Source organism: Sphingobium sp. HDIP04, assembly GCF_000445085.1.
In the GTDB taxonomy this organism is placed as follows: Bacteria; Pseudomonadota; Alphaproteobacteria; order Sphingomonadales; family Sphingomonadaceae; genus Sphingobium; species Sphingobium indicum.
The window spans coordinates 1-4,776 of the sequence record NZ_ATDO01000106.1; the positions used below are offsets into that span (position 1 = coordinate 1).

General features: G+C 68.4%; 7 protein-coding genes. All 7 read right to left on the reverse strand.

Going from position 1 to position 4,776, the window contains the following annotated elements:
- Window positions 1–514 (reverse strand): HupE/UreJ family protein (locus L286_RS38815; protein WP_021223643.1); only part of this gene is annotated, 514 nt, incomplete at its 3' end.
- Window positions 511–1,161, reverse strand: coding sequence for an urease accessory protein UreG (gene ureG, locus L286_RS38820; RefSeq protein ID WP_007686321.1), 651 nt, complete (start codon window positions 1,159–1,161; stop codon window positions 511–513). The genes L286_RS38815 and ureG, both read right to left, overlap by 4 nt.
- On the reverse strand, window positions 1,158–1,904 hold the full coding sequence (locus tag L286_RS38825) for an urease accessory protein UreF (RefSeq protein WP_020819124.1): 747 nt from the start codon (window positions 1,902–1,904) through the stop codon (window positions 1,158–1,160). Before L286_RS38825 ends, ureG begins: the two co-directional genes overlap by 4 nt.
- Window positions 1,846–2,358: an urease accessory protein UreE gene (locus tag L286_RS38830; RefSeq protein ID WP_021223644.1), complete on the reverse strand. Its 513-nt coding sequence runs from the start codon at window positions 2,356–2,358 to the stop codon at window positions 1,846–1,848. Before L286_RS38830 ends, L286_RS38825 begins: the two co-directional genes overlap by 59 nt.
- 11 nt (window positions 2,359–2,369) lie before the next feature.
- Window positions 2,370–4,079: an urease subunit alpha gene (gene ureC, locus L286_RS38835; RefSeq protein ID WP_020819122.1), complete on the reverse strand. Its 1,710-nt coding sequence runs from the start codon at window positions 4,077–4,079 to the stop codon at window positions 2,370–2,372.
- A complete protein-coding gene (locus L286_RS38840; protein ID WP_020819121.1) occupies window positions 4,079–4,405 on the reverse strand; it encodes an urease subunit beta in 327 nt (108 codons plus the stop codon). The genes ureC and L286_RS38840 overlap by 1 nt, the downstream gene beginning before the upstream one ends.
- Window positions 4,389–4,691: an urease subunit gamma gene (locus L286_RS38845; protein ID WP_007686330.1), complete on the reverse strand. Its 303-nt coding sequence runs from the start codon at window positions 4,689–4,691 to the stop codon at window positions 4,389–4,391. Before L286_RS38845 ends, L286_RS38840 begins: the two co-directional genes overlap by 17 nt.
- Window positions 4,692–4,776: the final 85 nt, after the last annotated feature.

Consider the following 4,776-nt stretch of genomic DNA (forward strand, 5'->3'; position numbering starts at 1 on the left):
CGGCAAAGCGGGCGACGGCAAGGCCCGCGCCGTGCAGCAGCGCCGTCGTCAGCGCGAACCCGGCCGCGAACCGCCAGGCGACGGCGCCATGCGGCAGTTCCGCGCCATGGGCATGGCCATGGGCAAGGGCGAACAGTCCCACCAGTGCGAGCGCGACGGTGAGCGGCGCCCGCACGGCGAAGCAGACGGCCAGCCCCAGCACCACCAGCGACGTGGCGATCATGCCCTCCGCCAGCGGCAGCGCGCCGCCCGCCGCGGCCCATCCGAAACCGGCCAGCATGCAGGCGATGAAGGCCAGGGGCGGCGCTCCTATATGGCGGGGCAGGGCGATGCCCGCCCACAGGCCCACCATCAGCATCGCGGCCATATGGTCGAAGCCGGTCAGCGGATGCTGCAAACCGGCAAGGAAGGCCGATCCCTGCTCGCCATGCCCCGGATGCGCCCATGCGGCGGTGGGAAGGACGGCAACGGCCGCCGCAACGATCGCGCGTCCCTTCATGCTTCCGATCATCATGCTCCCTTCCGTTCCAGGCCACCGGCCTTGATAATGAAATTCGCCACGTCCGCCACGCTTTGTCCTGCCCGCACATTGGCGAAGACGAAGGGGCGATCCCCCCGCATCTTCCTCGCGTCGCGGTCCATCACCTCCAGGCTGGCGCCGACAAGGGGCGCGAGGTCAATCTTGTTGATGACCAGCATGTCCGACCGGGTGATGCCGGGGCCGCCCTTGCGCGGGATCTTGTCGCCCGCCGACACGTCTATGACATAGATGGTGATGTCGGCCAGTTCCGGGCTGAACGTCGCCGCCAGATTGTCGCCGCCGCTTTCGATCAGGATCAGGTCCAGCGCGGGAAAGCGCCGTTCGAGCTGGCCGACGGCGGCAAGGTTGATCGATGCGTCCTCCCGGATGGCGGTGTGGGGGCAGCCGCCGGTTTCCACGCCCAGGATGCGTTCGGGCGCCAGAGACCCGGCGCGGGTCAGGAATTCGGCATCTTCCTTGGTGTAGATGTCGTTGGTGATCGCCGCGATGTCGTAAGCGTCGCGGAAATATTTGCACAGCGCGTCCATCAGCGCCGTCTTGCCGGAGCCGACCGGGCCGCCGATGCCGACGCGCAGAGGGCCTGAATGGCCGAAATGATCTGAATCGAATATGTCGCTCATGTCCTGAACAGCCTGGTATATTGGGTTTCATGCGCCATGGAGCCGAGATCCGCCATCAAGCATGCCGATCCCATGGCCAGGAAGGGGTCGCCGTCGGGCAGGTCGGCAGCCTGCGCGGCGGCGGCGATGATCGCGGGCCGCAGCGCCAGCATGACGCGCTGCCCGTCGGTCTGCCCCAGGGGCACGAGCCGTTGGGCGGCGGACACCAGATTGGCCGCCAGCCCGTGCAGATAGGCGGTCGCGGCGGGCCGCAGCGCGATGCCATGGCAGGCGAACAGCGCCGCCGCCGCGACCGGGTAGACGAGATCGTCGGGATCGATCCCCTCGATCAGCCTGTCGAAGGCGGAGGCCCCCGTCGCGTCGAGGGCGATCCGGCGGAACGCCGCGCCCTGCGCCGTCGCCTCCAACCTCCGCTCATGGCTCATCTGGCTGGCCGCGCCAAGGTCGGCAATCTCCAGCAACCCGTCCCGGTCGCCGGCCCGCGCCGCGCGCCAGGCATGGACGAACAGCACCATTTCGTTATGCGCCGACCCGCGGGCGATCAGATCGCCGATCCAGTCCGCGGTGCTGGCGCGATCCGTCACGAAGCCCGCCTCCACCGCCCATTCCAGCCCGCCCGAATGAGCGAAGGCGCCGATCGGCCAGGCCGGCGACATCCAGCTCATCAGGTCGAACAGCGCGCCTTCATCCATGCGCATGCTCGTGGCGATCATGATCCCCGCCGTCATGATGATGGCGCCCATGGCCGACACCCTCATAGGCGCCGCCTTCGGGATCGAAGGGCGCCAGCACATGTTCGCACCGTCCGCCCAGCCCCTCGATCATCTCCGCGATCACATGGTCGTGCCGGATGCGCATCCTGTCGCCCAGCAACTGCGTCGGCAGGTGCCGGTTGCCCAGGTGCCAGGCCAGCCGCAGCAGCAGCGGCATGTCGGGCGCCGTGATCTCGATCAGCGGTTCGGGCGCGGCCTCCACGCGAACAAGCTCTCCGCTGTCCAGCGCCAGCCCGTCGCCGTCGCGCAAATGCACGGCGCGCGGCATGTCGAGCAGGATGCCGCGCCCGCCCTGCGTCGTATAGACCATGCGCCGCCGGTTGCGCAGATCATGGTCCAGCCGGACGCTGTCGGCCCAGGGACCGTCGACGCCGTCCCTTGCCTGCGGGATGATGGAGAGGATGCGGTTCACCGGGGCGTTCATGGAACGGGCCTTCAATAGAGGTGGTAACGTTGCGCCAGCGGCAGCTCGGCCGCCGGTTCGCAGGTCAGCAATTCGCCGTCGGCATGCACTTCATAGGTTTCCGGATCGATGCGCAGGTCGGGAAGCGCGTCGTTCAGCTTCATGTCCTTCTTGCCGATGCCCCGCGTGCCGACCACCGGCAGCACCGCGCGCGCCAGGCCCAGCCGTTCCGCCACTTCCCCGTCGATCGCGGCCTGGCTGACGAAGCTGATGCAGCTCGCCGCCATCGCCTTGCCATAGGCGCCGAACATCGGGCGGGCATGGACGGGCTGGGGGGTGGGGATGGAGGCGTTGGGATCGCCCATCATGGCGTGGACGATCATCCCGCCCTTCAGCACCAGATCGGGCTTCGCGCCGAAGAATGCGGGGGACCAGAGCACGAGGTCGGCCAGCTTGCCGACCTCCACCGATCCGATCTCGCGGCTCATGCCCTGCGCGATGGCGGGGTTGATCGTATATTTGGCGATATAGCGCCGCACGCGCAGATTGTCGCTGTCCGCCCTGTCGCCGGGCAAGGCGCCGCGCTGCGCCTTCATCTTGTGCGCCGTCTGCCAGGTGCGGGTGATGACTTCGCCGACCCGGCCCATGGCCTGGCTGTCCGACGAGAGGATCGACAGCGCCCCCATGTCGTGCAAAATATCCTCCGCCGCGATGGTTTCCTTGCGGATGCGGCTTTCGGCGAAGGCCAGATCCTCCGGGATCGACGGGTCGAGATGATGGCACACCATCAGCATGTCCAGATGCTCGTCGATGGTGTTGACCGTGAAGGGCATGGTCGGGTTGGTGGAGCTGGGGATCACGTTGGCGAAACCCGCCAGCTTCAATATGTCGGGCGCATGGCCGCCGCCCGCGCCCTCGGTATGGAAGGCGTGGATGGTCCGCCCCTTGAAGGCGGCTATGGTGTCCTCGACAAAGCCGCTTTCGTTGAGCGTGTCGGTGTGGATCATCACCTGCACGTCCATCCGGTCCGCGACCGACAGGCAGCAGTCGATGGCGGCGGGCGTGGTGCCCCAATCCTCATGCAGCTTGAGCGCGGCGGCCCCGGCCTCCACCATTTCGACGATGGCTTCGGGGCGGCTCGCATTGCCCTTGCCCGCGAAGGCCAGGTTGATCGGCAAGCCCTCGGCCGCCAGCAGCATCCGCTGGATATGCCACGGCCCCGGCGTGCAGGTGGTCGCGTTGGTGCCGGTCGCCGGCCCCGTGCCGCCGCCGACGAAGGTGGTGACGCCGCTGCTCAGCGCCTCCTCCACCTGCTGCGGGCAAATATAGTGGATATGCGCGTCGATGCCGCCCGCCGTCAGTATCTTGCCCTCGCCCGCGATGATCTCCGTTCCCGGCCCGATGACGATGTCCACGCCGGGCTGGATGTCGGGATTGCCCGCCTTGCCGATGGCCGCGATGCGCCCGTTCTTCAGCGCCACGTCGGCCTTGTAGATGCCGGTCCAGTCGATGATGACGGCGTTGGTGACGACCGTATCCGCCGCGCCCGCCGCATTGGTGATCTGGCTCTGGCCCATGCCGTCGCGGATCACCTTGCCGCCGCCGAACTTCACCTCCTCGCCCAGGATCGTGCAGTCGCGCTCTATCTCTATGATCAGGTTGGTGTCGGCAAGGCGCAGGCGGTCGCCCGCCGTCGGGCCGAACATGTCCGCATAGGCGGCGCGGGGCATGGCATAGGGCATCAGTCCAGCGCCCCCATGACCTTGCCCTGAAAGCCGATCACCGTCCGGCCGCCGCGCAGGGGGATGAGGTCGACCTCCCGCGTCTGCCCCGGCTCGAACCGCACCGCCGTCCCGGCGGGAATGTCCAGCCGTTGGCCCAGCGCGGCCTGCCGGTCGAAGATCAGCCCGTCATTGGCCTCCGCGAAATGATAGTGGCTGCCGACCTGGACCGGCCGGTCGCCGCTGTTCGCGACGGCGAGGCGCGTGACGGGCTGGCCCGCGTTCAGGATGTGATCGCCGGGGCCGGGCAGCAGCTCGCCGGGAATGACGTCATCGTATGGGGTCATGCACCGTCACCAGCTTCGTGCCGTCCGGAAAGGTCGCCTCGACCTGCACATCGGGGATCATCTCTGCGATGCCGGGCATCACCTGCGCGCGGCTGAGCACATGGGCGCCCGCCTCCATGAGGTCGGCGACGCTGCGCCCGTCGCGCGCGCCCTCCAGCACATGGTCGGAGATCAGCGCGACGGCTTCGGGATAGTTGAGCCTGACGCCCCGTTCCAGCCGCCGCCGGGCGACCATCGCCGCCATGGCCAGCATCAGCTTGTCCTTCTCCCGCGGGGTCAGCAGCATCTCAGCACCTCCACACGCGGGGCAGGGGGCGGCCTTCGCGCAGGGCCGCCAGCGCCGCCATGATGTCGGCGCGCAACGCCGCGCC

Coding starts and splice junctions, on each gene's coding strand:
- ureG (WP_007686321.1), bottom strand. CDS start 1,161: ATGAGCGACATATTCGATTCAGATCATTTCGGCCATTCAGGCCCTCTG.
- L286_RS38825 (WP_020819124.1), bottom strand. CDS start 1,904: ATGGGCGCCATCATCATGACGGCGGGGATCATGATCGCCACGAGCATG.
- L286_RS38830 (WP_021223644.1), bottom strand. CDS start 2,358: ATGAACGCCCCGGTGAACCGCATCCTCTCCATCATCCCGCAGGCAAGG.
- ureC (WP_020819122.1), bottom strand. CDS start 4,079: ATGCCCTATGCCATGCCCCGCGCCGCCTATGCGGACATGTTCGGCCCG.
- L286_RS38840 (WP_020819121.1), bottom strand. CDS start 4,405: ATGACCCCATACGATGACGTCATTCCCGGCGAGCTGCTGCCCGGCCCC.
- L286_RS38845 (WP_007686330.1), bottom strand. CDS start 4,691: ATGCTGCTGACCCCGCGGGAGAAGGACAAGCTGATGCTGGCCATGGCG.